Annotated in this window: 21 protein-coding genes; 13 read left to right on the top strand and 8 right to left on the bottom strand. The window is 56.0% G+C overall.

Going from position 1 to position 24844, the window contains the following annotated elements; translation table 11 throughout:
- Positions 1–147 precede the first annotated feature (147 nt).
- The 3 genes from repC to A9G06_RS09940 are packed head-to-tail and all read right to left on the bottom strand — an operon-like array spanning position 148 to position 2168.
- Positions 148–987 (bottom strand): replication protein C, IncQ-type, encoded by an 840-nt coding sequence (gene repC, locus A9G06_RS09930; RefSeq protein WP_083243764.1) that lies wholly within the window; start codon positions 985–987, stop codon positions 148–150.
- Positions 974–1846 carry a helicase RepA family protein gene (locus tag A9G06_RS09935; RefSeq protein WP_367141881.1) on the bottom strand — a complete coding sequence of 291 codons (873 nt, stop codon included), beginning with the start codon at positions 1844–1846 and terminating at the stop codon, positions 974–976. Before A9G06_RS09935 ends, repC begins: the two co-directional genes overlap by 14 nt.
- Complete coding sequence (locus A9G06_RS09940; protein WP_069555118.1) at positions 1833–2168, bottom strand: helix-turn-helix domain-containing protein; 336 nt, start codon at positions 2166–2168, stop codon at positions 1833–1835. Before A9G06_RS09940 ends, A9G06_RS09935 begins: the two co-directional genes overlap by 14 nt.
- Positions 2169–2418: 250 nt before the next feature.
- Between A9G06_RS09940 and A9G06_RS09945 the strand changes: the two genes are divergently transcribed.
- The 8 genes from A9G06_RS09945 to A9G06_RS09980 all read left to right on the top strand — a co-directional run bounded on the left by A9G06_RS09945 (position 2419) and on the right by A9G06_RS09980 (position 13333).
- On the top strand, positions 2419–3015 hold the full coding sequence (locus tag A9G06_RS09945; protein WP_253182324.1) for a restriction endonuclease subunit S: 597 nt from the start codon (positions 2419–2421) through the stop codon (positions 3013–3015).
- 39 nt (positions 3016–3054) lie between these two features.
- Positions 3055–4620 (top strand): type I restriction-modification system subunit M, encoded by a 1566-nt coding sequence (locus tag A9G06_RS09950; protein WP_069555120.1) that lies wholly within the window; start codon positions 3055–3057, stop codon positions 4618–4620.
- Complete coding sequence (locus tag A9G06_RS09955) at positions 4610–5767, top strand: restriction endonuclease subunit S (RefSeq protein WP_083243765.1); 1158 nt, start codon at positions 4610–4612, stop codon at positions 5765–5767. The genes A9G06_RS09950 and A9G06_RS09955 overlap by 11 nt, the downstream gene beginning before the upstream one ends.
- Positions 5764–6453 carry a UPF0149 family protein gene (locus A9G06_RS09960; RefSeq protein ID WP_069555121.1) on the top strand — a complete coding sequence of 230 codons (690 nt, stop codon included), beginning with the start codon at positions 5764–5766 and terminating at the stop codon, positions 6451–6453. Before A9G06_RS09955 ends, A9G06_RS09960 begins: the two co-directional genes overlap by 4 nt.
- Before the next feature lie 65 nt (positions 6454–6518).
- On the top strand, positions 6519–8465 hold the full coding sequence (locus A9G06_RS09965) for an RNA-binding domain-containing protein (RefSeq protein WP_069555122.1): 1947 nt from the start codon (positions 6519–6521) through the stop codon (positions 8463–8465).
- A complete protein-coding gene (locus A9G06_RS09970) occupies positions 8458–11748 on the top strand; it encodes a type I restriction endonuclease subunit R (protein WP_069555123.1) in 3291 nt (1096 codons plus the stop codon). The genes A9G06_RS09965 and A9G06_RS09970 overlap by 8 nt, the downstream gene beginning before the upstream one ends.
- A 24-nt stretch (positions 11749–11772) precedes the next feature.
- A complete protein-coding gene (locus tag A9G06_RS09975) occupies positions 11773–12504 on the top strand; it encodes a M48 family metallopeptidase (RefSeq protein ID WP_069555162.1) in 732 nt (243 codons plus the stop codon).
- A gap of 511 nt (positions 12505–13015) precedes the next feature.
- Positions 13016–13333: a hypothetical protein gene (locus A9G06_RS09980; protein ID WP_069555124.1), complete on the top strand. Its 318-nt coding sequence runs from the start codon at positions 13016–13018 to the stop codon at positions 13331–13333.
- 2 nt (positions 13334–13335) lie between these two features.
- Here the strand turns inward: A9G06_RS09980 and A9G06_RS09985 are convergent, their stop codons facing one another.
- Positions 13336–13953 (bottom strand): recombinase family protein, encoded by a 618-nt coding sequence (locus A9G06_RS09985; protein ID WP_069555125.1) that lies wholly within the window; start codon positions 13951–13953, stop codon positions 13336–13338.
- 907 nt (positions 13954–14860) lie between these two features.
- On the opposite strand from A9G06_RS09985, the gene A9G06_RS09995 reads away from it, so the two are divergent.
- The 5 genes from A9G06_RS09995 to A9G06_RS10020 all read left to right on the top strand — a co-directional run bounded on the left by A9G06_RS09995 (position 14861) and on the right by A9G06_RS10020 (position 18894).
- The gene (locus A9G06_RS09995; protein ID WP_021140474.1) at positions 14861–15115 is read left to right on the top strand and encodes a helix-turn-helix domain-containing protein; all 255 of its coding nucleotides are present in this window, start codon (positions 14861–14863) and stop codon (positions 15113–15115) included.
- Positions 15115–16440, top strand: coding sequence for a type II toxin-antitoxin system HipA family toxin (locus tag A9G06_RS10000; RefSeq protein WP_069555127.1), 1326 nt, complete (start codon positions 15115–15117; stop codon positions 16438–16440). The genes A9G06_RS09995 and A9G06_RS10000 overlap by 1 nt, the downstream gene beginning before the upstream one ends.
- 26 nt (positions 16441–16466) lie before the next feature.
- A complete protein-coding gene (locus A9G06_RS10005; protein ID WP_069555128.1) occupies positions 16467–16754 on the top strand; it encodes a hypothetical protein in 288 nt (95 codons plus the stop codon).
- A gap of 269 nt (positions 16755–17023) precedes the next feature.
- Positions 17024–18136, top strand: a complete 1113-nt coding sequence (locus A9G06_RS10010) for a type VI secretion system PAAR protein (RefSeq protein ID WP_069555129.1) — start codon at positions 17024–17026, stop codon at positions 18134–18136.
- A gap of 476 nt (positions 18137–18612) precedes the next feature.
- Complete coding sequence (locus A9G06_RS10020) at positions 18613–18894, top strand: hypothetical protein (RefSeq protein ID WP_069555131.1); 282 nt, start codon at positions 18613–18615, stop codon at positions 18892–18894.
- 561 nt (positions 18895–19455) lie between these two features.
- Here A9G06_RS10020 and fhuB read toward each other — a convergent pair.
- The 4 genes from fhuB to A9G06_RS10040 are packed head-to-tail and all read right to left on the bottom strand — an operon-like array spanning position 19456 to position 24810.
- Complete coding sequence (gene fhuB / locus A9G06_RS10025) at positions 19456–21438, bottom strand: Fe(3+)-hydroxamate ABC transporter permease FhuB (RefSeq protein ID WP_069555132.1); 1983 nt, start codon at positions 21436–21438, stop codon at positions 19456–19458.
- The gene (locus tag A9G06_RS10030) at positions 21435–22319 is read right to left on the bottom strand and encodes an ABC transporter substrate-binding protein (protein ID WP_069555133.1); all 885 of its coding nucleotides are present in this window, start codon (positions 22317–22319) and stop codon (positions 21435–21437) included. The genes fhuB and A9G06_RS10030 overlap by 4 nt, the downstream gene beginning before the upstream one ends.
- Positions 22320–22352: 33 nt before the next feature.
- Positions 22353–23117, bottom strand: coding sequence for an ATP-binding cassette domain-containing protein (locus A9G06_RS10035; protein ID WP_069555134.1), 765 nt, complete (start codon positions 23115–23117; stop codon positions 22353–22355).
- A gap of 46 nt (positions 23118–23163) precedes the next feature.
- A complete protein-coding gene (locus A9G06_RS10040) occupies positions 23164–24810 on the bottom strand; it encodes a multidrug ABC transporter permease/ATP-binding protein (RefSeq protein ID WP_069555135.1) in 1647 nt (548 codons plus the stop codon).
- Positions 24811–24844 lie beyond the last annotated feature (34 nt).

The raw sequence follows: 24844 nt of genomic DNA on the forward strand, positions 1-24844 counted from the left end.
CAACCATGCGCTGGCCTAGATTATCTTAGATAATATAGATCGGATTTCAGGATCGCCCTGCAGCCCAAGCGGTAACTGGGTTTCACTGAATTGGCTTGTGACCGTTATCGTGAACTTTGTGACCACTTTCGTGATAGTTTGTGACCGTTATCGTGATAGTGCAGGCCTGCCGATGGTAAACCGCCCTTTGGCATGTTCGCAGATAGACCAGCCCAAAGCAGTCAGCTCATCCAATGCCTTGCGAACTCGTGATTGCCGCTTGCGATGGGTGGCCGTGCTGACCTCATCGGGGAAGGCATAAGCGACCAAGGTGTCTAACTGCACTGCCCTTTTCTGACCACAATCCACCCAGGCACATAGCCGCTGATGCAACAACCGAGCGATGCTGCCATTCAAGTGCCGAACTTCTGTCATGTCGATACGAACATGGCGGCCATTACCCATAATGGCGTAGGTCAGCAAGGGATTAAGCGCCACAAAAAGTCCATCAGTCTGAGTGTCACTGACATAATTCGCCAATAAGCGAAATCCGCTACGCTGGCCAGCCACCTTTGCGATCACCGACACCTTCCACAATCGCTCGATACAGCAACGTACAGTATTGGTATCCCGAGGATTGGCGTATCCAATCTCCTTGGCCAGTTTGCGCAGGCTGCTTCTGACCACCAATACCCTTTGCTGGTTGGCAGCCCAACGAAGATCCAGAAGATCTCGCAATATCGTCCCAGTTTCGCTCACTGCAACTGGCTTAATCTCGTTACTTTGTGACTCAAGTCCAGCCATGGCAACCAACCCCTGAAGCACACGGAGGTCATCTGCACCCAACGGCTCAGGCCCGGAGAACTCGATCTGATTGCCACCACCGAAACGGTAAATCACCTCCAGCTTGTCACGGCGGCGTTGGCCATGCGAGATCGCCCTAAACAACCCGGGAGCAAGGCAGTGCATATGGTCGTGCCTAACATGGGTCAATTCAAAGCAAGACACGTTTACCTCCAGCCTGGCGTATTACGTCCAAACCAGCGGGGTGCAGCACACCACCTTCCCCCCGCACCAACCAGCGCTCTGGTAGTGGCGGCCCATAATTGCTTTTGCTTACCCCAAACCGCACGTAAAGCTGGCTCTTCTCTACCGATACACCCAGCTTCTGCGCCTCTTTCTTGGTCATAGTGGCGAGATAGGCCTGCCAGCGAACGTTGTCCACCAGTACCGACGAACCACGGCTTGCCTGCTGCAGATCGCCAGCTTCTTGGAATGCCGCAGGTTTACTGGTGTGGTGTACAAACAGCACAGCGCATCCCAGCCCCATGGCCAGCCGTTCCAACTGACCTAGTACCTGCGTCATGGCACAGGCCGCATTCTCGTCGGCATCGTGGAAGCGCCTCAAAGTATCGATGACAATCAACCTCACCCCTTTAGCCCAAATAGCAATCGCTTCCCACCAATGGCTATCCAGCACATTCGGGCTGGCACCCTGAAGCAATATCAAACGAAGGCCTCGTTCAACGTTGGCACGAAGTTCAGCATCAAGGCCTCCGCCCAAGGCAAACAAGCGCTGGTGCAGTACAGGCCAAGGGTCCTCGGCAGGCAGGTAGAGCACAGCCCCCCTGCCCAGCTTGCCAAGTTCAATCCAATCCGGCCCACCGGCGATCTGCATTGCCAGTTGCAATGCCAACATCGACTTGCCCACTCCTCCCGGTGACACCAAAGCACCAACGCAGCCCACCGGCAGCCCTGGGAGGACAAAATCGAGGGGTTTCGGTGGTTCAATAAAAGCCGACCGGAGATCCTGAGGCCAGTGAGATGCTATGAGATCTCGTTCCATAACAGCCTCACAACCGCCCATGGCTAGCTTGCCGCACACGCTTGGTTACATGCTCAGTGAGTTCGGCGTCCGGTGAAATGCGGTGGGAGAGCAGCCAATCGAGCAACTCGGCCCGCTTAAAGTAGATCTTTTTGCCTTGTGGCTTGTAATGCGGCAGACGCTTTTCACTGGTCAGCCGGTACACATAGCTGACAGAAACCCCCAGCAACTCAGCGCACTCCTCGGCAGAAAGCACCTCTTTTTGCGCCTGTCCTTGCTGGATTACCAGCAGCTTAAGCTCATAAAGCTCTTTCAGGATTGCCCCATTGTTGTCACCGTAAAGCGGCGGATTTTGTTCACGCATGCAGATGGTCTCCTCGTAGCAATCATCAGCATGCAAGAGCGTATCGGGGGGCTGGCGAAATCCTCGTCGCTGTAGTTGTCCAATTTGGGCACCAAGAGCGTTTTTTACGGAGGGAAAACTTTCACATGTGAGAGCCACACAAAAGATTCATCGCCATTGATGCAAAAAAAAGTTCGAACTTTGTCTTGACGGAACAAAGTCTCATCAGAGACACTAATCATCAGCATCATTAGCGATGACGAGATTTTTTGTGAAATTACACCTGAACCAAATCGCCACTATCAGCGCTGGTTATCCGTTTCGCGGCAAGATCCCCGAGTATCCAGAGGGGAATCTGGCCGTTGTGCAGATGAAAGACACCTCGTCAGAGTTCGGTGTCGACTGGATGAGCTGCTTGCGCAGTGAGGCAACTGGCAAAAAAGCACCGGACTGGCTGCAAACTGGAGATATTCTGGTGGCAGCACGGGGCAACCAAAACTATGCCGTGCTGGTTGATACCCGGCATGCCTCACTGCCAGCTGTGGCGGCCCCCCACTTTTATGTGGTACGACCACAATCTGATGCACTGATCCCGGAGTTCCTCGCCTGGCAGCTCAATCAGCAGCCCTGCCAGCGTTACTTCGAACTGCATGCCGAAGGCACCCTGACCAAAAGTATTCGCCGCCAGGTGTTGGAAGAGGCCTTGATTGGGCTTCCATCACTGACAGAACAACAAACCATTTTGGCAATAGCTCGCACGCTGCAGGAGGAGCGCCAATTGATGCAGCGCCTCCTGCACAATGGCGAGCAGATGATGCATGCCATCGCAACTCGCCTACTTGAACAATCCGATGCAGATGCCTCTTGAGGCTCGCATACCCGTTATTACGCCAAGGAAACCCCCTTTATGACCGAGCAGATCAATCAGGACGTTATCAACAACACCGTTTGGGGTGCCTGCGATATCTTCCGTGGCACCATAAGCCCAGATACTTACAAGGATTTCATCCTCACCATGCTGTTCCTGAAGTACATCTCCGATGTCTGGCAGGACCATTACGACAGCTACAAGAAGCAGTACGGCGATGCGCCAGAGCTTATCGAAGAGATGATGAAGAGCGAGCGCTTTGTGCTGCCCATCGCCGAAATCAAGGATCAGGATGACAAGGTAGTTCAGTCCTTCAAGGCTAACTTTTACAGCTTGTACGAGAAGCGATTCGAACCCGGTAACGGCGAGCGCATCGACGTCTGCCTGCACGCTATCGAAGAAGCCAACGGCACCAAGCTCAAAGATGGCAACAAGAGCGTGTTCCAGGACATTAGCTTCAACAGCGATCGCCTCGGCGAAGAGAAGCAGAAAAACACCATACTTCGAGACCTGCTGGAGGTGTTTGCAAATCCAGCTCTCGATCTGCGGCCAAGCCGGGTCGGCAACCTCGATGTGATTGGCAACGCCTACGAGTACCTGATCGGCAAGTTTGCTGCCAACAGCGGTCAAAAGGCTGGCGAGTACTACACCCCGCCCGAGGTCTCCGACCTGATGGCCGAACTGCTGGATCCGCAGCTTGGCGATACCATCTGCGATCCCGCCTGTGGTTCTGGGTCGCTCTTGATGAAATGCGGCCGCAAGGTGGTGCAAAACCACGGCCAGAAACGTTACGCCCTCTACGGGCAGGAGGCCATCGGCTCCACCTGGTCGCTGGCCAAAATGAATATGTTCCTGCACGGAGAAGACAACCACAAGATCGAGTGGGGCGACACCATCCGCAACCCCAAGCTGCTGGATAAAAACGGCGATCTGATGCACTTCGATATCGTGACCGCCAACCCGCCGTTCTCACTGGACAAGTGGGGTCATGACGAGGCTGGAATTGATAAACATGGCCGCTTCAAGCGCGGCATTCCACCCAAGACCAAGGGGGATTACGCCTTTATCCTCCATATGATCGAGACCCTGAAACCCAAGAGCGGCCGTATGGGTGTCGTAGTCCCTCATGGCGTGCTATTCAGGGGCTCCAGCGAGGGCAAAATCCGCCAGCAGCTGATCGACGAGAACCTGCTCGATGCGGTGATCGGCCTGCCGGAGAAACTGTTCTTTGGCACCAGCATCCCCGCCGCCATCCTGATCTTTAAAAAAGAGAAGGTGGACGACAATGTGCTGTTTATCGACGCCAGCCGTGAATTCAAGGCCGGCAAGAACCAGAACGTGCTGAGTCCGGAGAATATCGCCAAGATCGTCGCCACCTACCGCAACGGCGGCAATGTCGAGAAATACGCCTATCTTGCCTCGCTTAAAGAGATTAAAGAGAACGACTACAACCTCAATATCCCCCGCTATGTGGATACCTTCGAGGAAGAGGAAGAGATCGATCTGCTGGCGGTGCGTGCCGAGCGTGAACAGCTAAAAACTCAGCTGCTCGAGTTGGAAACTGAGATGGCCAACTATCTGGAGGAGTTGGGTTATGGTGCCTAATGGGTGGAGCCAAAAAACGCTTGAAGATTTATCAATAGTTGAGCGAGGTAAATTTTCTGCTCGGCCAAGAAATGATCCAAGATATTTTGGTGGGGAAATGCCATTCGTACAAACTGGTGACGTTACTGGTTCAAAGACATATCTAAATAGTTTTACGCAAACACTGAATCAAGATGGTATCGGAGTTAGTAAGGTTTTTCCTAAAGGAACTATTCTGATTACTATTGCTGCAAATATTGGTGATACGGCAATAACTTCATTTGATGTTGCATGTCCTGATAGTGTTGTCGCTATTCAGCCGTACTCGACTAAAGCAGACACTTATTGGCTAAAGAATGTCCTCGATACAAAGAAGGAAGATTTAGATTCACAATCCACTCAAAATGCACAAAAAAATATTAACCTACAGGTGTTAAAACCTCTTGTCATTCTGACGCCACCACTCTCAGAACAAAAGAAAATAGCCAAAATCCTCTCCACTTGGGATAAGGCGATCAGCACCACCGAGCAACTGTTGGCCAATAGCCAGCAGCAGAAAATGGCGCTGATGCAGCAACTGCTTACCGGCAAAAAACGCCTGCTTGACAGCAATGGTGTGAGGTTTAGTGGGGTGTGGTCTGAACGCCTACTTGGTGACATATCAAAAATAACGACGGGCAGTTCAAATCGTCAAGATTCCCATATGAACGGCGCGTACACATTTTTTGACAGATCGGAAGATATCAGAACCAGTGATACATATTTATTCGATTGCGAGGCTGTTATTGTCCCCGGAGAAGGACAGGACTTTATACCGAAATATTTTTTAGGGAAATTTGATCTTCACCAACGAACATACGCAATCATGGATTTTCCTGAATGTCACGGGAAATTCTTATTCTATACAATCCATTACTTCCGTTCGCACTTTTTGTCTCAAGCAGTAGGATCAACCGTGAAGTCTCTCAGACTTCCTATGTTTCAGAAAATGAAACTGAATCTACCTACGATGGAAGAACAGCAGAAAATAGCTGCAGTTCTCTCCACCGCCGATCAAGAAATCTCTGCTCTGCAACAAAAACTCGCTGCACTAAAGCAAGAGAAAAAAGCGCTGATGCAACAACTGCTGACCGGCAAACAGCGGGTAAAGGTGGAGGAGGCCGCATGAAAAAAGTGACCATTCACCCCATGACAGAGGCCGAAGTGGAGTGGTTGGAGCAGCGGCTGATGGACCATGGCAACGACGACTCGATGCTGAGTTTGTCGGCGCTCGACGGCTTGCTGACTGCGGTACTCTCCGGCCCCGAGCTGGTGCCACCCAGCCAGTGGTGGCCGGTACTCTGGGGCGGCACGCCCCCGGAGTGGTCGTCCGAGCATGAGATGAAACGGGCGCTGGATTTGATCCTCGGCCATATGAATATTCTGGCCCATACCCTCTGTTATCAGCCCAAGCACTTTCTCCCGGTGCTGATGGCCAACTATGTCGAAGGGCAGGAGATCTGCAACGCCGAGGAGTGGTGCTTTGGCTATCTGCGTGGCATGGCACTGGGAAACTGGCCAGCTTTGCCAGAGGAGCTGGATAGCTCGCTTGAGGTGATCCGCCTGCATGGCAGCGATGACCGGCTGCCACAGCTTGCCAGCCTGTCGCTACCGGAGCATCAACAGAGCGTGGCCGAGGTGGGCACCGCCGCCTTGCGACTGCACGCCCATTTTCTGGCCCAACGGGGAGCGCCGATAGCCGCACCAGCCCTCACACCAGTAACCCTGCCGGTTAGAGCGGCCCCCAAGATCGGGCGCAATGACCCCTGCCCCTGTGGCAGCGGCAAGAAGTTCAAACAGTGCTGTTTGCACTGAGTTGAGATGGCAAGACCCCGAACAGACGCCATCGGTAGCACACAGTTGAAGGAGCGTTCAAAGGCATGATCGAATTTACCCCGGAGCAGTTGCTGGCTCAGTTGCGCGAGCTGGATGAGTGTCCCCGTATCGAGGCCAAGCGGGGCAGCGACATCGGTTCATCCGTCATGCAGTCGATCTGTGCCTTTGCCAATGAGCCTGGCCTTGGTGGTGGCTATCTGCTGCTCGGGGTTAACGAGCCAGATGAAACACACGACACCTTTTCGGTATGCGGTGTCAACCACAGTGACCAGCTCCTCAACACGCTGCAGACCAACTGCCGTGACCAGTTTGAACAGCCGATCCCGGTACAGGCGCAAGCCCATCAGCTGGAGGGCAAGCGTGTGCTGGTTGTCTTTGTCCCCGAACTGGAGCCGGCAGCCAAGCCTTGCACCTTTAAGGGGAAGTTCGACAGCAAGAACAAGCGCAAGAGCGGCGTCTGGCGACGGGGATTGAACGGTGATTACGAATGCTCCCAGCTGGAGCTGGAGCCCTTGCTGCTCGCCAAAAATGGCCTGGGGTTCGAGCAGGTTCTGCTGCCTGATGCCCACTGGGATGATCTCGATCCCCACGCCATCGAGCTCTATCGCACGCTGCGCAGCAAGGTTCGCCCTCATGCTGAAGAGCTGCAGGCCAGTGACAGTGAGATGCTCCAATCCCTCAATCTGGTGAAAAAGCGCCAGGGTGAATGGGTACCCAATATCGCCGGCTTGTTGCTCCTTGGCAAACCGCTGGCGCTGCGAAGACTGTTACCCGCCATGCGCGTGGACTATGTGCGCGTCGCCGGCACTCAGTGGGTGGAAGACCCTCAACAGCGCTTCGACATCACGCTGGATCTGCGTGAACCCCTGCTGACGCTGATCCCCAAACTGGAAGCCACCATTCTGGATGACTTGCCAAAGCATTTTCGTTTGGAAGAGGGCAAAACCCAACGAGACGACCAGCCCTTGCTGCCACAGAAGGTGATTCGCGAAGCGGTGGTCAACGCCGTCATGCACCGTGATTATCAGGTTAATCAGCCCATCATAGTGGTGCGCTTTAGCAACCGTCTCGAGATACGCAACGCCGGCTACTCTCTCAAGCCCGAGGCGATGCTGGGGGAGATGGGCTCTATCCTGCGCAATCCGGTGCTAGCTTCTGTGCTCTACGACGTCAGCTTTGCCGAGACCAAAGGCTCCGGCATCCGCACCATGCGGCGTCTGCTGGACCAGGTGGGTCTGACTGCACCTGTTTTCATGAGTCAGGTCATCCAGAACCAGTTTCTGGCAACCTATCTATTGCATCAACTGATGGGCGAAGAGCAGTTGGCCTGGCTCAAACAGTTCGCTCATTTCACCTTGAACAACGATGAAGCCAAAGCACTTATCCTGGCCAAAGAGACGGGAGCGGTGGATAACGCAGGCCTTCGCGCCATTACCGGCCTTGATACGCTCGCTGCCAGCCAGATACTGGGAAGATTGCATCATCAGTACCAGTTGCTGGTCAAAGGGGGGGCAGGCCCCTCCACTTACTACGAGCTGTCAGCGCCTCACGAACTCCCACTGTTTGCTGCAGCCAATGATGAGGGCCCCCGCTCAAATGCGGGTGACCCCGTGGCAAATACGGGTGACCTCGACGCAAATACGGGTGACCTCGCGGCAAATAGAGGTGACCTCGGCTCAAATGCGGGTGACCTCCCGTCAGATCTGCTCGCTCGTATAGACCAGCTCACCCCCAAAGCACGCAGAAATAACCTGTGGCCAGTGATTCTGTGGCTCTGTGCCATGCGTCCTTACAAGACTGAGCAACTGGCCAAAACGCTGAACCGGCGGGAAAACGCACTAAAGGCGTCCCATTTGAACATTATGCGGGAACAAGAGGGCTTGATTGGCTATGCCTACCCGGAAGTGCCCAATCATCCGGAACAGGCTTACCAAACCACAGAGAAAGGGCGCCAATGGCTCGCTGCACGGGGAATTGAACTCAATGACTGATCATCACCACGCACCCAAGTTTCAAGAAGAGTTCAGCGCCAAGATCCCGGCCCTGACCCTGCTGACCCAGCTGGGTTGGACTTTTCTGCCCCCCAAGCAGGCGCTGGCGGCCCGTAACAATAAATATGACCAGGTCGTGCTGAGCCAGATTCTGCGCGAGGAGCTGAGCAAACGATCCTTTGTGTATGCCGGCAAGAGGTATCCGCTCTCGGCCAAGTCAGTCGACAATCTGGTGAGTGAGCTGTGTACTCCAGCGCTTAATGAAGGGCTGATGACCGCCAATGAACGGATCTATAACCATTTGCTCTACGGCATGTCGGTCACCGAATTCATCGATGGCAAGAAGGTGAGCCCAACCATTGCCCTGATCGACTGGCATCACCCGCACAATAACAGCTTCACCTTTACCGAAGAGTTTCATGTCACCCGAGCCAGTGGCATAGAGTCGCGTCGCCCCGATATCGTCTGCTTCGTCAATGGCCTGCCATTGGCGGTGATCGAGGCGAAACGCCCGGATAGCAACGCCAAGAAGGGACCTACCGTCAAGGAGGGGATCTCCCAGACTATTCGCAACCAGCTACACGGTGAGATCCCGCGGTTGTTCGCCTATAGCCAGTTGCTGCTCTCCATCAGCGGAATCGAAGGACGCTATGGCACCTGCGGCACACCGGAAAAATTCTGGGCAGCCTGGCGTGAAGAGGACATAAGCGACGCGCAGATGGCCGAGATCAAGAATCGGCCGATTCCCCAAGATACCCTCTCGACACTGTTTGATCATCGCCCACCGGCCACGCAGGATTGGTACCAGACCCTATTGGCCGCCGGCGAGTTGGCGGTGACGGACCAAGATCGGCTGCTTATCAGCCTGCTGTCACCTGATCGGCTGCTGGAGATGACCCGTCTGTTTACCCTGTTTGACAAGAAGGCCGGCAAGATAGTGGCCCGCTATCAGCAGGTGTTCGGCATCAAGCGACTGATCGAGCGGATCAGCCACAAGCGCCTTGATGGCGGCCGCCAAGGTGGGGTGATCTGGCACACCACAGGCTCAGGCAAGTCGTTCACCATGGTCTTCCTGAGCAAGGCGATGATCCTGCATGATGCGCTGAAAGCCTGCCGCATCATTGTCGTGACCGACCGGGTGGATCTCGAAAGCCAGCTCAGCAAGACCTTCTCATCCAGTGGTGAACTGGCTGGCAAGAAGGACAAGGACGCGGCGATGGCCACCTCCGGCAAGCGACTGGCCGAGCAAATTGGCAAGGGTACCGAGCGCATCATTTTCTCGCTGATCCAGAAGTTCAACACTGCCACCAAATTGCCTGAGTGCGTCAACAAGAGCCCGGATCTCATCGTGCTGATCGATGAGGGGCACCGTAGCCAGGGGGGCGAAAACAACATTCGCATGCAACTGGCCCTGCCCAATGCCGCCTTTGTGGCCTTTACCGGCACCCCACTGCTGAAAAACGACAAGACGACCAACAAGTTTGGCCCCATCCTGCACGCTTACACCATGCAGCGAGCCGTTGAGGACAAGGCGGTCACCCCCCTGCTCTATGAAGAACGCATCCCGGATCTCGATGTGAACGACAGGGCGATTGATGCCGGTTTTAACCGCATCGCCACCAACCTGACCGAGGAGCAAAAGGCTGACCTGAAGCGCAAATACACGCGCAAAGGCGAGCTCTACAAAGCCGATGACCGGCTCCAGCTTATCGCTCGCGACATAGCCGAGCACTTCGACAAAAACATTCCGGAAGAGCTGAAAGGTCAGCTCGCCTGCGACAGCAAGTCTTCCGCCATTAAGTACAAGCAATATCTCGATGAGGTTGGATTGTTCGAATCTGCCATTGTTATCAGCTCCCCCGATAGCAGGGAGGGCAATACCGATGTTGATGAATCAACCCTCCCTCTGGTCGTGCAGTGGTGGAAAGATAACGTGGGTAGCCAGGATGAGCAGCTCTACACCAAGCAGATTATCGAACGCTTCGCCGACAAGGATGATCCGCTCAAGCTCTTGATCGTGGTAGACAAGTTACTGACCGGTTTCGATGAGCCCAAGAATACGGTGCTTTACATCGACAAACCCTTGAAGGAACACAACCTGATCCAGGCCATCGCCCGGGTTAACCGGTTGCACCCGGACAAAGAGTTTGGCTTGCTCATCGACTACCGCGGCATTCTCTCGGAGCTAGATACCACTATCGCCAAGTATCAGGATCTCGCCTCACGCACTCAGGGTGGCTACGACCTTGACGACATCGCCGGCCTCTACAACCAGATGAGCTCTGAATACAAGCGCCTGCCACAGCTCTACAAGGACCTGTGGAACATCTTTGCCGGGGTAAAGAACAAGCAGGATATAGAGCAACTGCGCCAGGTGCTGGTACCCCGAATGGAAGAGGTAGAGGGAGAGCTGGTAGATGTGCATCTCAAGGTGCGTGAAGACTTCTATGAGGCACTCTCCCGCTTTGCCAGTTGCCTGAAAGTAGCTCTACAGTCGGCCTCGTTCTTCGAAGACACCGCCTTTACCGAAGCGGATCGCCGCCATTACAAAGAGACGCTGCAGCAGTTCTCCAGCCTGCGGCAGACAGTGCAACAGGATGCAGGTGAACGAGTCGACTACGACGAGTACGCCCAGCAGGTGAAAAAGCTGCTCGACAAGCATGTGGTTGGCGTCGAGGTCAAAGAGCCCGGTGGTGTGTATGAAGTCGGCAAGATGGGACTGCAAAAACCGCCGGAAGAGTGGAGCAAAGAGAAGACCCGCAACGAGACTGACATCATAAAGACTCGCGTCACGCGCATGATTGAGCAGGATCTCAGGGATGACCCTTATGCTCAGGAGTCTTTCTCAACCTTGTTGCGCCTCGCCATTGAAGAGGCGGAAAAACTGTTTGATCACCCTCTCAAGCAGTACATGCTGTTCCGCGAGTTTGAAGAGCAGGTACAGGAACGCCGCCTGAACGATATGCCTGATGCGTTTGGCGCTAACCGCCATGCACAGGCCTACTTCGGTGTCTTCAAAAAGAACCTGCCACAACTGTTTGACAGCCAAGATGCTCAGGTTGAAGAAAAGTGGGTCAAACTCGCCTTCGAGATCGACCGGTTGGTTGATGCCTCGGTCGCCGAACACTCTATCAACCCGCAAAATATTGAAGCCGATATTCGCAAGAAGCTGCTGCCATTGCTGTTCACCGAGTGCAAGTCCATCGGCTGTGGCATGGATCAAGCCAAGCGCATGGTGGAAATGGTCGTGCAGATTACCCGAGTTGGTCACAGTGGGATGTAACTGCAGATGAGCACCTCCGGCAACATGGCCAATAGGCTCCAGCACTTTTCCTATGGTGGCGAGCTTATCAGGTTCGAACGGCTCACCAGACCCAAGGCAGGCAAACTGCTGATCAAGGTGCATCCTGACTGCCGGGTTGAGGTGATGGCTCCGCCGCAAACGCCAGATGAAGAGGTGCTTGCGGCGGTAAAAAAGCGTGCCCGCTGGATCTACGAGCAGTTGCGTGACTTTCGTCAGCAGTTGGAATATGTCACGCCACGCCGTTATGTCAGTGGTGAGAGTCACCTTTACCTCGGCAAGCAATACCTGCTCAAGGTCATCGTTGCACCAAGCAGTGTGCAAGGGGTCAAACTGCTGCGAGGCAAGCTGGAAGTATCAGTCAGGAAGCCAGGACCCGAGACAGTGAAGGCTCAACTGACCCAGTGGTATAGAACCCGCGCCAGAGAGCTTTTCGCCAAACGTCTCGATGCCATGCTGGAACAAGCCTTGTGGGTTGTGGATCGCCCTCCGCTACGCCTGCTGAATATGCAAACCCAATGGGGAAGCTGCTCGCCCAATGGCCGGATCACACTCAATCCTCATCTGGTAAAAGCCCCCAGAGAGTGCATTGATTACGTCATCCTCCACGAGCTTTGCCACCTTGCCGAGCACAACCACAGCGAGCGATTCTGGCGTTTGCTCGGTCAGGTGATGCCGACCTGGGAGAAGACCAAACAGCTGCTCGACGGGATGGCCCACCGACTGCTGACATCCTGAAATATGAGGGGCAAAATTCCAGATAGATAGGAATCCGCCCCCATCAATTCCAGCACACCAAGGTCCATCATCCATTCAAATAAGACGACCAACATTCCAGAGCGAAAAACAACACGAACATTCCAGATAGATGGGAAGGCCCCTATCAATATTCCAGGTGCCCGTTCTGAAGCGACATTCCAGTATCTGGAATATCCTCACCAAGATTCCAGATAGATAGTTATGTGGAAAGGAATTGGACAGGACTTGGCCGGGGATAAGGGCGCTGATTCCACTGGTCAATAAGCCACTGGATTCCAGTACTCCAACTTTGTCACGAACGAACAAAGTCAATATTTTCAATAAGTTGATTGAATACTAATGCCTTCAGTGCCATGCTGAAATCATGTTCAGTGGTGGAGTAACACGATGGATGCGTTCAGTTGGGGAATGGTAGGCTTGCTGGCCTTCTTCACGCTTGTCTTCGTGTGGAGTCTGTATAGCTACAAGGCGCATGCAAAAGAGAGACACCATGAAACCGATCGCTGATATCGCCCTCATGGCGGTGGTTGCGCTGGGCTTGATGGCACTTGGCGACACGCTGTTTGCATGGCTGCTGATCTGCCTGCCACCGGTTTACTGGTGCTGGCCAATACTGGCCTGGGCCACCAGGCGCCCCATCACGGCCAGGTTGCAGTTAATGGCTCTTGCCGCACTCACCTGCTGGCACTGGCCCGCCGGGCTGTTCACTGCGCTGAGCATCGCTCTTATCTGGACAGCGAAAACCCTCAAGACAACCCCACGCCCAAAACGCAAGGGTGGGCCGGTCATCAAAAATTACTACTTCTGAAGCTAACTGCGCGCCTCCTTGGCCACACTGGCGATAAGGTACCTTGAGCAACCAAGCATCTCCTGAATCGCGGAATAACTGTGGCCTGTCACCAACAGCCTGGCGATGTGCTGACGTTTCTTCTCATCCTTCTGCCTACCACGGTATTTCCCTTCATCCCTGGCCTTGGCAATACCCTGCTGCTGCCTGCGACGGCGATCTTCATAGTCTTTACGAGCGACGGCTGCGAGCATATCCAACAGCATGCCATTTACAGCCTGCAAGATGGCGCTGGTGAACTCGGAGCGGCTGCCCCCCTGTAATGCCACCCAGGAAGTCGGAAGCTCAGGAGAAACTATGGAGAGCTGTTTCTGTGCCAAAAGCTGCTTCAGTGTTTGCCAATCCGTCTGATTGAGACGGGCCAGACGATCAATCTGCTCTACCAGCACAATGTCACGATCTGCAGCGTCGCGGATCAGCCTCATAAGCTCAGGCCTGTCCAGCGTCGCTCCAGACTCATTCTCCACATAGAAACTGGCAATCTGATGGCCATGCTCAGCAGCAAAACCAATCAGCAGCTCTCGTGCCCGCTCAGCATCCTGTTCCACAGTCGATGCACGTAAATACGCCCGTATGAACATTGAAACCCCCATCAGTCTGTTTAAAGTGGTTCCTAATTATTGGTTCAATATAAGTGGTTTCAATATTATTTTCGAGAGGGTATTAAGTGGTTTTAATGGGGTATACCTTTTTAAAACCACCGCATGACGATCAAAACACGACCTTTCGATAGCCTTTTGATCTGACAGCACAAACTTTAAGTGTGATCCGTCATCACAAAGTCGCTTTTGAGTTGTATTTGAGTATTTAAGCGACGTTGCTCACGATTCCTGATCTGCTGAATGGGCTGCCAAAGGAGGAAATCTACAGAAGCTGGGCTTTGAGGTGAGTCATCTTTTCGACTCGCCGAACAAGCCAGCAGCCAAGCGTAGCGCGGCAGTTCTTTACCCCATGGTTTGAGTGAGTAAGATGTATGATTTTTCAGCCCAAAATTAGTACATATGCTCGGATATGTACCTTTTCAGTTCTGACTTGAACTGCAATAATCAACGCGTAGCCCTAGTTTATGTCCTCTCCCAGCCACCTTACTGGTGATGATGCTAGGTTCTTTTGGCCCCACGCTCCAAGGCCGATTCAATTTCTTAATAGGTCCACCTTCTCGGGCCGCAAGGCTATCCCCTCTGACACTCTGCGCAAGCTCATTGGCCTGCGCAACGCGTTAGTGCACGATGACCTTATTATCGAACTCAAGATAATCTGCGGCCTGATCGCTCAGAACTAAAGTAACCAACTATTGACGTTTGCAGAGCAAGGTCTCAACTGGTTGGGTAATCTCCCCGTCTGCTGTTCTCTTACCCGCTATAGGGGATAAATGTTAAATACCGCCTATGGCGTGTAAATGACACTTACCCTCTATAACAGGTAAATATTGATATACCTGTCATAGCGTGTAAATTGGAAGAAGGCACGCTACCAGGTTGTTGAATCATGAAAGTAACCAGCGCCAAGCAACTGAGCGCCTGTATCAAGGATGCCAGACTTTCTCAAAAGCTCTCTCAAGGCAAAGTGGCCGAGAAAGTGGGGATTAGGCAAGACACAGTCTCCAGCTTCGAGCTCAACCCTGAGTCCACCAAGCTGGAAACCCTGTTCAAGATCCTCGCAGCACTCGAATTGTCAGTGGATATCAAACCCCGCAATGAGTCATCCGATAGTCCGGCATCGGGCTGGAAGGAGGAGTGGTAATGGCCAATCTGGCTGTCTACATGAACGGCTATCGGGTGGGCACATTCACCAAAACTACCAGCGGCGCCCATCAGTTTCAGTACCATGGGTCATGGCTAGCACAACCGGGCAGCCGTCCCATCTCACTCTCCATGCCATTGCGCCATCAGGCCTACCGGGGCGATGAAGCCTATAACTTCTTCGACAACCTGCTGCCAGATAATACGGAGGTGAGGAACAGGGTTGTAGCACGCTATCAAGCGGTATCAACCCAGCCCTTCGATCTGCTCAGTTGCATTGGCCAGGATAGCGTAGGGGCATTACAGCTGGTTACCGAAGGGCACGATGTTCCAGATGTCAGGCGAATCGACTACAAGGCACTTTCCGATGACGAGCTCGAGCAAATCCTGACCAGCTACAAATCAGGAATCCCTTTGGGGATGGTCAGGGAGCAAGAGGAGTTCCGGATCTCTATCGCCGGGGCGCAAGAAAAGACTGCGCTGCTCTATCTCGATGGCCGCTGGTACTTGCCACTCAACGCAACGCCGACAACCCACATCATTAAACTCCCTATCGGCAAGATTGAAAGCCACTCCTACTCGATAGACCTCTCCCAGAGCGTAGAAAACGAATATATCTGCACTCTGATTGCCAAGGAGTTTGGTCTACCCGTACCTCACTGCTTCATGATGCAGGTTGGCCAGGTCCAAGCACTTGCGGTGGAACGCTTCGACAGACGTTACGCTACAGATCGCAGTTGGATCATGCGCCTTCCCCAAGAAGATTTCTGTCAGGTATTGAATGTTCCGTCAGCACGGAAATACGAGAGCCATGGAGGACCGGGGATCACTGACATCATGAAAACCTTGCTGGGCTCTGCGACACCAGAACAGGATCGCTACCTGTTCATGAAATCTCAGGTCCTGTTCTGGCTGCTGGCGGCCACCGATGGCCATGCAAAGAACTTCTCGGTCTTTATTGAACCGGAAGGGCGTTTTCGCCTGACCCCTTTTTACGACATCCTATCTGTCTATCCAGTGTTTGGCGGCCGAGGCCTCAACCGAAGGGACGCCAAGCTCGCTATGGGCCTAGCAAGCAGCAAGGGAAAGAAGTACGCCATTGAGCAGATATTCCCGCGCCATTTCTTCCAAATGGCGAAAGCTGTGGGATTTGAGCGTTCTGCTATGGAAGAGATCCTGACAGAACTGGCCAACTCCGTTGATGATGTTATTGAACGCGTTACCCAGCAATTGCCGGCAGGCTTCCCCGATGCAATCAGCAGCTCCATTCTAGAGGGCCTAAAAGCCCGCTCTGCCAGGCTGATAAAAGGCTACACCGTCAAATAGCAGGGCCTTTGCCCTTTGGAGAAGCCATGTCAAAAACTGTTTTTGCCATCAAAGAGTGCCCGGACTTCGTCTTCTACAACCGCGATTGGAATAAGGTGATCGTGGACGGCTCTATGGAGGAGGCGAAAGAGGAGCTGGCGGAGCAGATGTATGAGGATAACCCTGACAGCGTACTCTCGGATAAGGATCGCATTTACGAGGCGAGCGGCATGATCGAGGTGCTCACTCAGAAACAGGTTCTCGAGGCAGCAGAGAAAGGGGAAGATTGGCCAATCAAGCATGAACTAGTGAAAAAGGTTCGGATGGATGACTAAGCAGAGATCAGTTTGTCCCACTTGCGGCAAGACCGGCGGGGAGATGGACTTCTTTGATGAAGGCAAAACCTGTCGCAAACCGGAGGTCTTGTCTCCATGTGCAGGTGACTGGATCTGTCTGGACAAGGCGAAACGTGGGAAAACTCCTCATATTGCTCAGTTAGCGAACGAATCCTCGGTGTGAGACACTAGAGGCTCCCATTATGTCGTGCCGACGGGAGCCTCTTTGCTTCTGTTGGCGCATCTTAAAGCTGAACGGAAGAGCCTCAATGAGCAAGAAAGCAGCCACCATTGGCGACATCGGCACAGACCACGACGGTTTCCCGCCAACCCCTATCATCACCGGTTCGCCGGACATCATCATCGACAACAAGCCAGCTGCCCGCGTAGGCGACTCTCTGGCGCCACACTCCAAGCCCGGCAGTTCGCCGCACCCGAGAACCATCTCAACCGGTTCAAGCACTGTTTTCTTCAATGGAAAGCCTGCAGCGTTGACCGGCAGTGGCATCGACTGCGGCGGGGTCATCATCGGCGGAGGCTCTGTGATCATCGGCGACCAAGCGCCTGCGGCTGCCTCCCGTGCGGCACCGGCATCACTCACGCCCGAGCAGGCCCAGACCATTGCTGACGGCACCCGGGGCGGATTCTGGCCACCGTACAACCCGATCACTGGCGAAGACCTGACGGCAAAGCTTAGGGATGTGCTCGAGGCCAACCACAAGAAGGCCATCATCTTCACCCTCGAGGACGCCATGGCCACCCTGAAGGACATGTGGCAGGAGAAAGGGACCGACGCGCTCAAAACGGCAAGCAGCACCAAAGACCTTGGCGACTACGGCATGACCATCTACAAGTCGTATGAGCTGGTGAAGCAGTTCGGCGACCTGGGTGTCACGGCCGAGGTGTTCAAGAGCAACGGCAAAGAGTACATAGCCATTACCACCAAGAACAACAGCAGCAAGGTTCTGCGGCACGTTCTGGTCAATGAGGTCAGGCTGAAGGTTAACGGGCACAAGTACCGGATCAACAACCCGAAAATCTCCCAGCTTGGCCTTTCACCTCAGAGCCGGGCGTCCGGTTTCAAGGGCGGCATGGCCGTCACCTTTGTTATCTCAGCCGCCATCAATACCAACGACCTGATCTTCAACGATCAATTCCACCTGGTTGATTGGTTCGGCAATGTCGGTGCCGACATGTTCAAGGCGCTTGTCCAGTTCGGGGCTGGGGAGGCTGTTCTTATTCTGGCCTTCGCGGCCGGGGCGCCCATTCTGGTCGGCACAATTCTTGTGATAGCCACCTATGTGATCATCGACATAGCGTTCGAGGAGTGGGAGGTATCCGAGAAGGTGGTGGGGGCGCTCAACAGTGCAACAACGGAATAGGCTCAAGCTGTCAGTCGCGATCGTCACTCTAACCCTGTTTGCGGTATGGGCATGGTGGTTTATCTCTTCGGCCGCACTCAAGCCTTACTTCGCTCTGCAAGCTGGTGAGGGGGTGGTGAAGATCGGACTTCACACTCTATGGGCGCCGGTAGGCCTTATTGGCGTTTTGTTGGTGCTGCTCGTCACCTCGCCTATTTGTCTCCTAAGAGGCGTTTTGATGAGCGACGTACTGACGGGCCGGAGGATGACCGTAGCCAATGTGGTTATGCTCGCGTTCCTGGCCGCCGGTGCGGTATCAGGCTTTATTGGGTACCAAAAGCTCAAAAGCCAGCTGGCTGATCAGGGGTACTCGTACTGCAAGGTCCTATCCAAAACGACGCCCAGTGGCAAATATGTGACCTATGTTAGAGAGCCAGGGCTATGCGTAAAGGCGCCAAAGCATTGAGAATTGCCTTGTCTGAGACCATTTCGGGGAAATGATGAAAATACTGGGGTACATCGCTATAGGGATCATCGCGCTGCTGATCATCGGCAACGCAATGAAGCCAAGCAAGGAAGAGCTTATAGCGCAAGGGGACTGGCTGTTCACGACCTGCATCAACGAGGCCAGAGCGAACGACAGGCTCGACCAGACTCAGCGGGAGATCTGCGGAACTGCGGCCGGCAGGATCCGGAGCGGTCAGGCGACGCTTAGCAAAGAGGCGATCGACAGCTTTGAGAAGGGGCTGGATTGGGACGGCAAGCCGTTGAAGGAATGAGTGAGGGGCCTTGGCCCCTTTTTTATTGCCTCACCGATGAGGCGGAAACTTCTCGACCTTTGCTCTCCAACTGTCGTATTTTCATCTCAACAAAGCGAAGCTGATACTCGCTCTGGGGATGCGAAAATCAGCGCTCTGAATCGACTACAGAGCTCGCCGAAAGCTTTGACTGCTGCGAAGATATGTCTCAGCTCAGGGAATCGCTCTAATCGCTTTCTGTGAAAATACTAAACTTGCTTCCAAGGAAGCTTTCTTTATTGCTGGAGTCATTATGTCGGTAGGCCGCAAGCCGGGCACCCCTGGTAAACAGGGCGGGGCTTATGGGAAGGCTGCACGATCGAGAATGGACTATGTGGGAACGCAGCACGATAGCAGAAACCTGTGAGCGGCCTCTCAATATGCTGTTTTAGTTACTTTTACCCCAAGTGGCCCCCGAAAAGTCACTAACATATTGAAGATAATAGATTATTTACATTCTGCATCGGCAAGTAAGCCTGTTAGGCAGACAATAAAAAGCCCGGGTTCGTCCCGGGCTTTCTTGTGCGTTTTTTATCCAAAAACCTAGAGGCGGCGCAGGCACCACATGAAGTAAGCGCCCCCTAACAGGGTGGAGACCAGCCCGACCGGCACCTCCTGCGGGAAGAGGATCTGCTGACCGACCCAGTCAGCCGACACCATCAACAGGGCGCCGGAAGCGGCGGCCCCAAGCAGGTGCCAGCGTGCCCGCACCAACCCCATCAGCTTGGCCATATGTGGCGCCAGAAGACCGACGAATGAGAGCGGCCCGACCACCAGGGTGGCGCTGGCAGTGAGCACGGCCACCAGCAGCAAGATGGCGAGCTGGGCACGGTTGAGGCGAATGCCAAGCGCAGTCGCGACAGCACTCCCCATCGGTAGCAGATCGAGCCAGCGGCTCACCAGCAGGCAGGCGGCCAGCATCAACAGCGCCAGCCCCACCAGCCCATAGGCCACCGGCAGGGTGACGTAGTAGGTGGAGCCGGACATCCAGGAAAGCAGTTGCTGCACCCGCATGTCGCCGTTGGCCAGCGCGATGGCCTGCAGCGGCTCGAACAGTGCCGTGATGGCGATACCGGAGAGCAGGATCCGCTCCGGCTGGAAGCCGTGCTTGCGATTGACCAGCACCAGCAGCAAGAGACAAGCGAAGGCCCCGATCAGGCCGCCCAGCAGCATTATGGGCAACGGCAAAGCTGGCAGCAGTAAGGCCGTCGCTATCACCCCCATAAAGGTGCCGCCGCTCACCCCCAGCAACTCCGGGCTCGCCATAGGGTTGTTGCTGACCCGCTGCAACAGGGTGCCCGCCAGCGCCAGCAGCACGCCAGTCGCCCCCGCCGCCAGAGTGCGCGGCAGCCGCCACTCCAGCTGGGCCTGCCAGCGGAGCCAGCTTGGCCAGCTCCAGCCCGTCATTCCCTGCCCAACCAGCAGGGAGGCGACCACGGCCAGCAGCAGCCCGGCCAGCAACAGGCCGATAAGGCGAGCCGGTGCCGAATGGCGAGCCACCAGCAGGCCGGCGTTTGCCTTAGGCGTACCCGACTTGATACCTAGGCGCGGGATCAGCCAGAGCAGCAGCGGCGCCCCCAGCAGGGCGGTCATGGCGCCAGTGGGGATCAAGACTGGCCAGAAGCGGCTCAGGCTCTGCAGCAACAGATCGGTCGCCGCCAGCAGCAGGGCGCCGAGGATCGGTGCCCACAACAGCCGCTGGCCGAGCTGGCGGATACCGAGCAGCCGCACCATGGCGGGCGCCGCCAGCCCGATAAAGCCGATCAGCCCCACCACGCTCACCACGCAAGCGGTGACAAACACCGCCAGCCCCAGTCCGGCAAAACGCAGATGCTGCAGGGAGACCCCCAGACTGCGGGCGCTGGCATCATCCAGCTCCAGCACCGTCAGCGGGCGCACCAGCACAACGGCCAGCACAGCGGCTGCCAGCAGGCGGGGTAACAAGTAACTCACCCCGCTCCAGCTGTTCTGCACCAGCGAGCCACTGCCCCACACCAGCAAGCCTTTCAGCTCCTCCTGAAAAAACAGCAAGAGTCCCATGCTGATGGCCGCCAGATAGAGGTTGATCACCAGCCCGGCAAAGACGATGACCACCGGATTGAGCTGGCGACGCCAGGCCAGGGCAAACACTAGTGCCATCGCGAGGCTGCCACCGGCCATGGCGATCCACTCCCGCCCCAGCAGCAACCAGGAGGGGGCAAACAGGGTCACCATCATCAACGCCAGTTGGGCACCGGAGGCCACCCCCAAGGTGGTCGGTGACGCGAGCGGGTTGCGCAGCACCTGCTGCATCAGGGTGCCCGCCAGCCCGAGCGCCGCCCCGGCCAACAGGGTGACCGCCAAGCGGGGTAGCCAGCTGAAATGCACCACCGCTTGGCTGACATCATCCAGATTGGGGGCGAGCAGGCTCTGCCACCAGAGCGCACTGGGCAGCTGGCGAGCCAGCTCCCAATACGCGAGCGAGAGGGTCAACCCCAGCAGGATCGAGACCGGCCGCAGCAGCGGCGATGTGAGCAGTCGCTTCATCGGCTAGCCCCCATACGCTCGGCATCTTGCAGCAATACATCGCTGAGCAGACCGGCGAAACGGCGGGCGGCAAGTACGCCACCAAAACTCCAGACCGCAGGCAGATGCAGCACAGGCGCCTGCCGTACCTGCGGCAGATGCTGCCACAGCCCAGGCTCCTGCAGCCGTTCGCTCACCCCTACCGGGATGGGATCGACCACCACCAGCCGCGCGGTTGGCAAGGTCATGAACTGCTCGATACTGACCACCGAGAAACCCCAGTCATTGGTCTGCTCCTGCCAACCATTACGCAGCCCGAGCCGCGTCATCACCGCATCGAACAGGCTGTGGCGACCAAACACCCGCACATGGCGCTCATCGATAAACTGCACCACCAGCAGAGGCGGCAGATCCGCAGGCAATCTGGCCTGCATGCTGGCGAGATCCCGATCCAGCCCGGCCAGCAGCCGTTCGCCCTCGGCGGTTTTGCCCACCATACGGGCGAGGGTCAGGGTCACCTCGTGCAGTCTCTGCCACAGATCGGTTTGCCCATCATAAAGGGCGATGGTGCTCACCGGCGCGATGCGGGAAAGGGTTGGCGCCAGCGGGGCCGCCAGCGGCGAGATGAGAATGCGATCGGGTTTGAGCTCCGCCAGCAGCTCGCGGTTGGGCTGGGTGCGCAGGCCGATATCCACTACCCCGGCGGGTAGCCGTGGCTCGCCAACCCATGCCTGATAGGGGCCTGCATCCCCCACCGCCAGCGGCGTCACCCCTAGCGCCAGCAAGGTTTCGGCAATGGTCCAGTCGACAGTGGCGATACGGGGTAGCGGTGCAGAGGCGATCGGGGATGTGTCGGCCTGCGCCGCTAGTGGCAGCAGCAGGCTAATAAGGCAGGGTGCCATCTTCTTCAATAAACGGTTCAAGAGAGCCCCCGGTCAGACGATGGCGATGGGATGAGCATGAGCCGGGTGGCGAATGACCTCCATCGGAATGCCATAGATAGCGTGCAGGGTCTCGCTGGTCATGAGCCCCTCAGGTTCGCCATGGGTGAGCAGGCGGCCGGAGTGGAGTGCCACCAACCGATCGCAGAAGCGGGAGGCCATATTGATGTCGTGAATGACGATGATGACCCCTAGGTTTAGCTGACGGCTCAACTGCTTGACCAGCGTCAGCACCTCCACCTGATGGGCCACGTCCAGCGCGGCCAGCGGCTCGTCCAGCAGGATGAAGCGGCTCTCCTGCGCCAACAGCATCGCCAGCCAGACCCGCCCCCGCTCGCCACCGGAGAGGGTATCCACCAGCCGATCGGCAAAGCGTTCGGTATGGGTAAGGGCGATGGCCCGATCGACCTGATGGTGATCCTCCGCCCCCATCCGGCCCAGCAGGCCGCGCCAAGGGTAGCGGCCCATCTCCACCAGCTCCCGCCCGAGCAGATTCTCGGCGCTCGGCAGATGCTGGGGCAGATAGGCCACCTGACGGGCAAACTCCCGGTTGCCCCAGTCGGCCAGTGGCTTGCCATCGAACAGGATCTCGCCGTCGCTGAGGGGTTGCTGGCGTGCCAGCAGCTTGAGCAGGGTCGATTTGCCCGAACCATTGTGGCCGATGAGGCCATAAACCTGTCCCTGCTCGAAACGCAGGTCGGTGGGGTGCAGCAGCGTGCGGTCATTGACCGTGAAGCTGGCTGATTTCATCTCGAACATAAGCAATTCCTGTGCTGGCTTGCCGCCAGTCTCATCGGTGCCGGCATCAAGCCGGCACCTCGCAATCCAGATGGGCGATCGCATCGCGGCTCACTGCGGCACGGCGCGCGCCGGTCAGTTCGGTGAGTTTTCCCTGCCGCATCTCCAGCAGGCGATCGGCCAGCGGGAAGTAGTGATCGTCGTGACTGATGGCAATCACCGTCTTGCCCATCTCCTTGAGGCGCGGCAACAGCACCTGATAGAAGATGCGGCGGAACTGGGGATCCTGATCCGCAGCCCACTCGTCAAACAGCATCACCTCGCGCTGCTCGGCCAGCGCCAGCAGCAGGGCGACCCGCTTGCGCTGCCCTTGGGAGAGATCGATATCGGCTATAAAGCCATCCTCGATGGTGAGCTTGCTGCCCATCTGCAACCGCTCCAGCCACTCGGCCACCAGCTCATCCTTGGGTTCCGGCCCCAGCAGGTGCTGGAACAGGTGATAGTCGGTAAAGATGGCGGAGAAGAGCGCCAGATAGCCATTGCGATCGGTGACCGGCTCACCATCCAGCAGGATCCGGCCCGATACCGGCTGGTAAAGTCCGGTCAGCAGCATGGCCAGGGTCGACTTGCCGGAGCCATTGCCGCCGATGATGAAGATCTGCTCCCCCTTTTCGATGACCAGATCGATGGGGCCAACGGCAAAACCGCCCTCCCCCTGATAGTGAAAGCTCACCTGCTCCAACTCGATGCGCTGCCAAGGGCGGATGGCGGGCGGCAGCGGGAAGTCCGCATCCGGCTCAGCCAGATTGAGGGCGGCGATCTTGTCGAACGCCACCTGAGCGGCAAGCAGGGTCGGCAGGGCGCCAATCCCCTGCAACAGCGGGGTGCGCAGGAACAGCAGGGTCAGCGCGAAGGTGGCGGCCACATTGGTGTTGGCCCAACCAAGGCCGTTGGCCAGGAAGAAGACCAGACCGATGGCCCCCAGCATCATGATATTCGACCAGTTCACCGCGCTCAGGTGATAGGTGTCGGCGCGAATGATCTGCTGGCGGTAGTCACGGGCATTTTGCTCATAGAGCTGGTGATAGACGAAGTGAGCCCGCTCGCGGTTGAGCGCCAGCTCCTTGCTGCCAGCGATGATGGCCTGATAGTTCTGATAGAGCCGATCTTCGGCCTGACGCATGTGGGAGAGATGGCGATAAACACGGTTCACCAGCAACCAGCCCACCACCATGGTGACGGTGACCCAGAGCGCAGTCACCCCGAGCAATGCAGGAGAGAGCCAGCCAAGGTAAAGGGCAGAACCCAGCGTGAGCACCAGCCCCTGCACCAGCTCAGGCAGGCGCACGAAGGCGATAGTGATCTGGCCGATATCGCTGGAGAGGGAGGCCAGCAGTGGCCCCTGACCAATCTGGCGGATGCGGGCGACATCGGTATCCAACAGTTGCTTGAGCAGACGGCCACGCAACCGGTAGACAAAATGGTGACCGAGAGTGGTCAGGGCCAGCTGAGATCCGAGAGTGATCACCAGCAGCAACACAATCAGGCCGACCAGCTGACCGAGGATCGGCAGCGGATCACCTATAGATTCGATAAGAGACTGATTGATAAAAGCAATGACGCCAATCCCGCTGACGGCACTGAGCAGACTGAGCAGGGTGATGGCGATAAAGGGCCAACGATATTGGCGATAAACCAGAGACAAGAGTTCCATAACGGACCGGTATTCCAGAGAGATCAGAACAACT

The organism is Aeromonas sp. DNP9, from assembly GCF_001728955.1.
In the GTDB taxonomy this organism is placed as follows: domain Bacteria; phylum Pseudomonadota; class Gammaproteobacteria; order Enterobacterales; family Aeromonadaceae; genus Aeromonas; species Aeromonas veronii.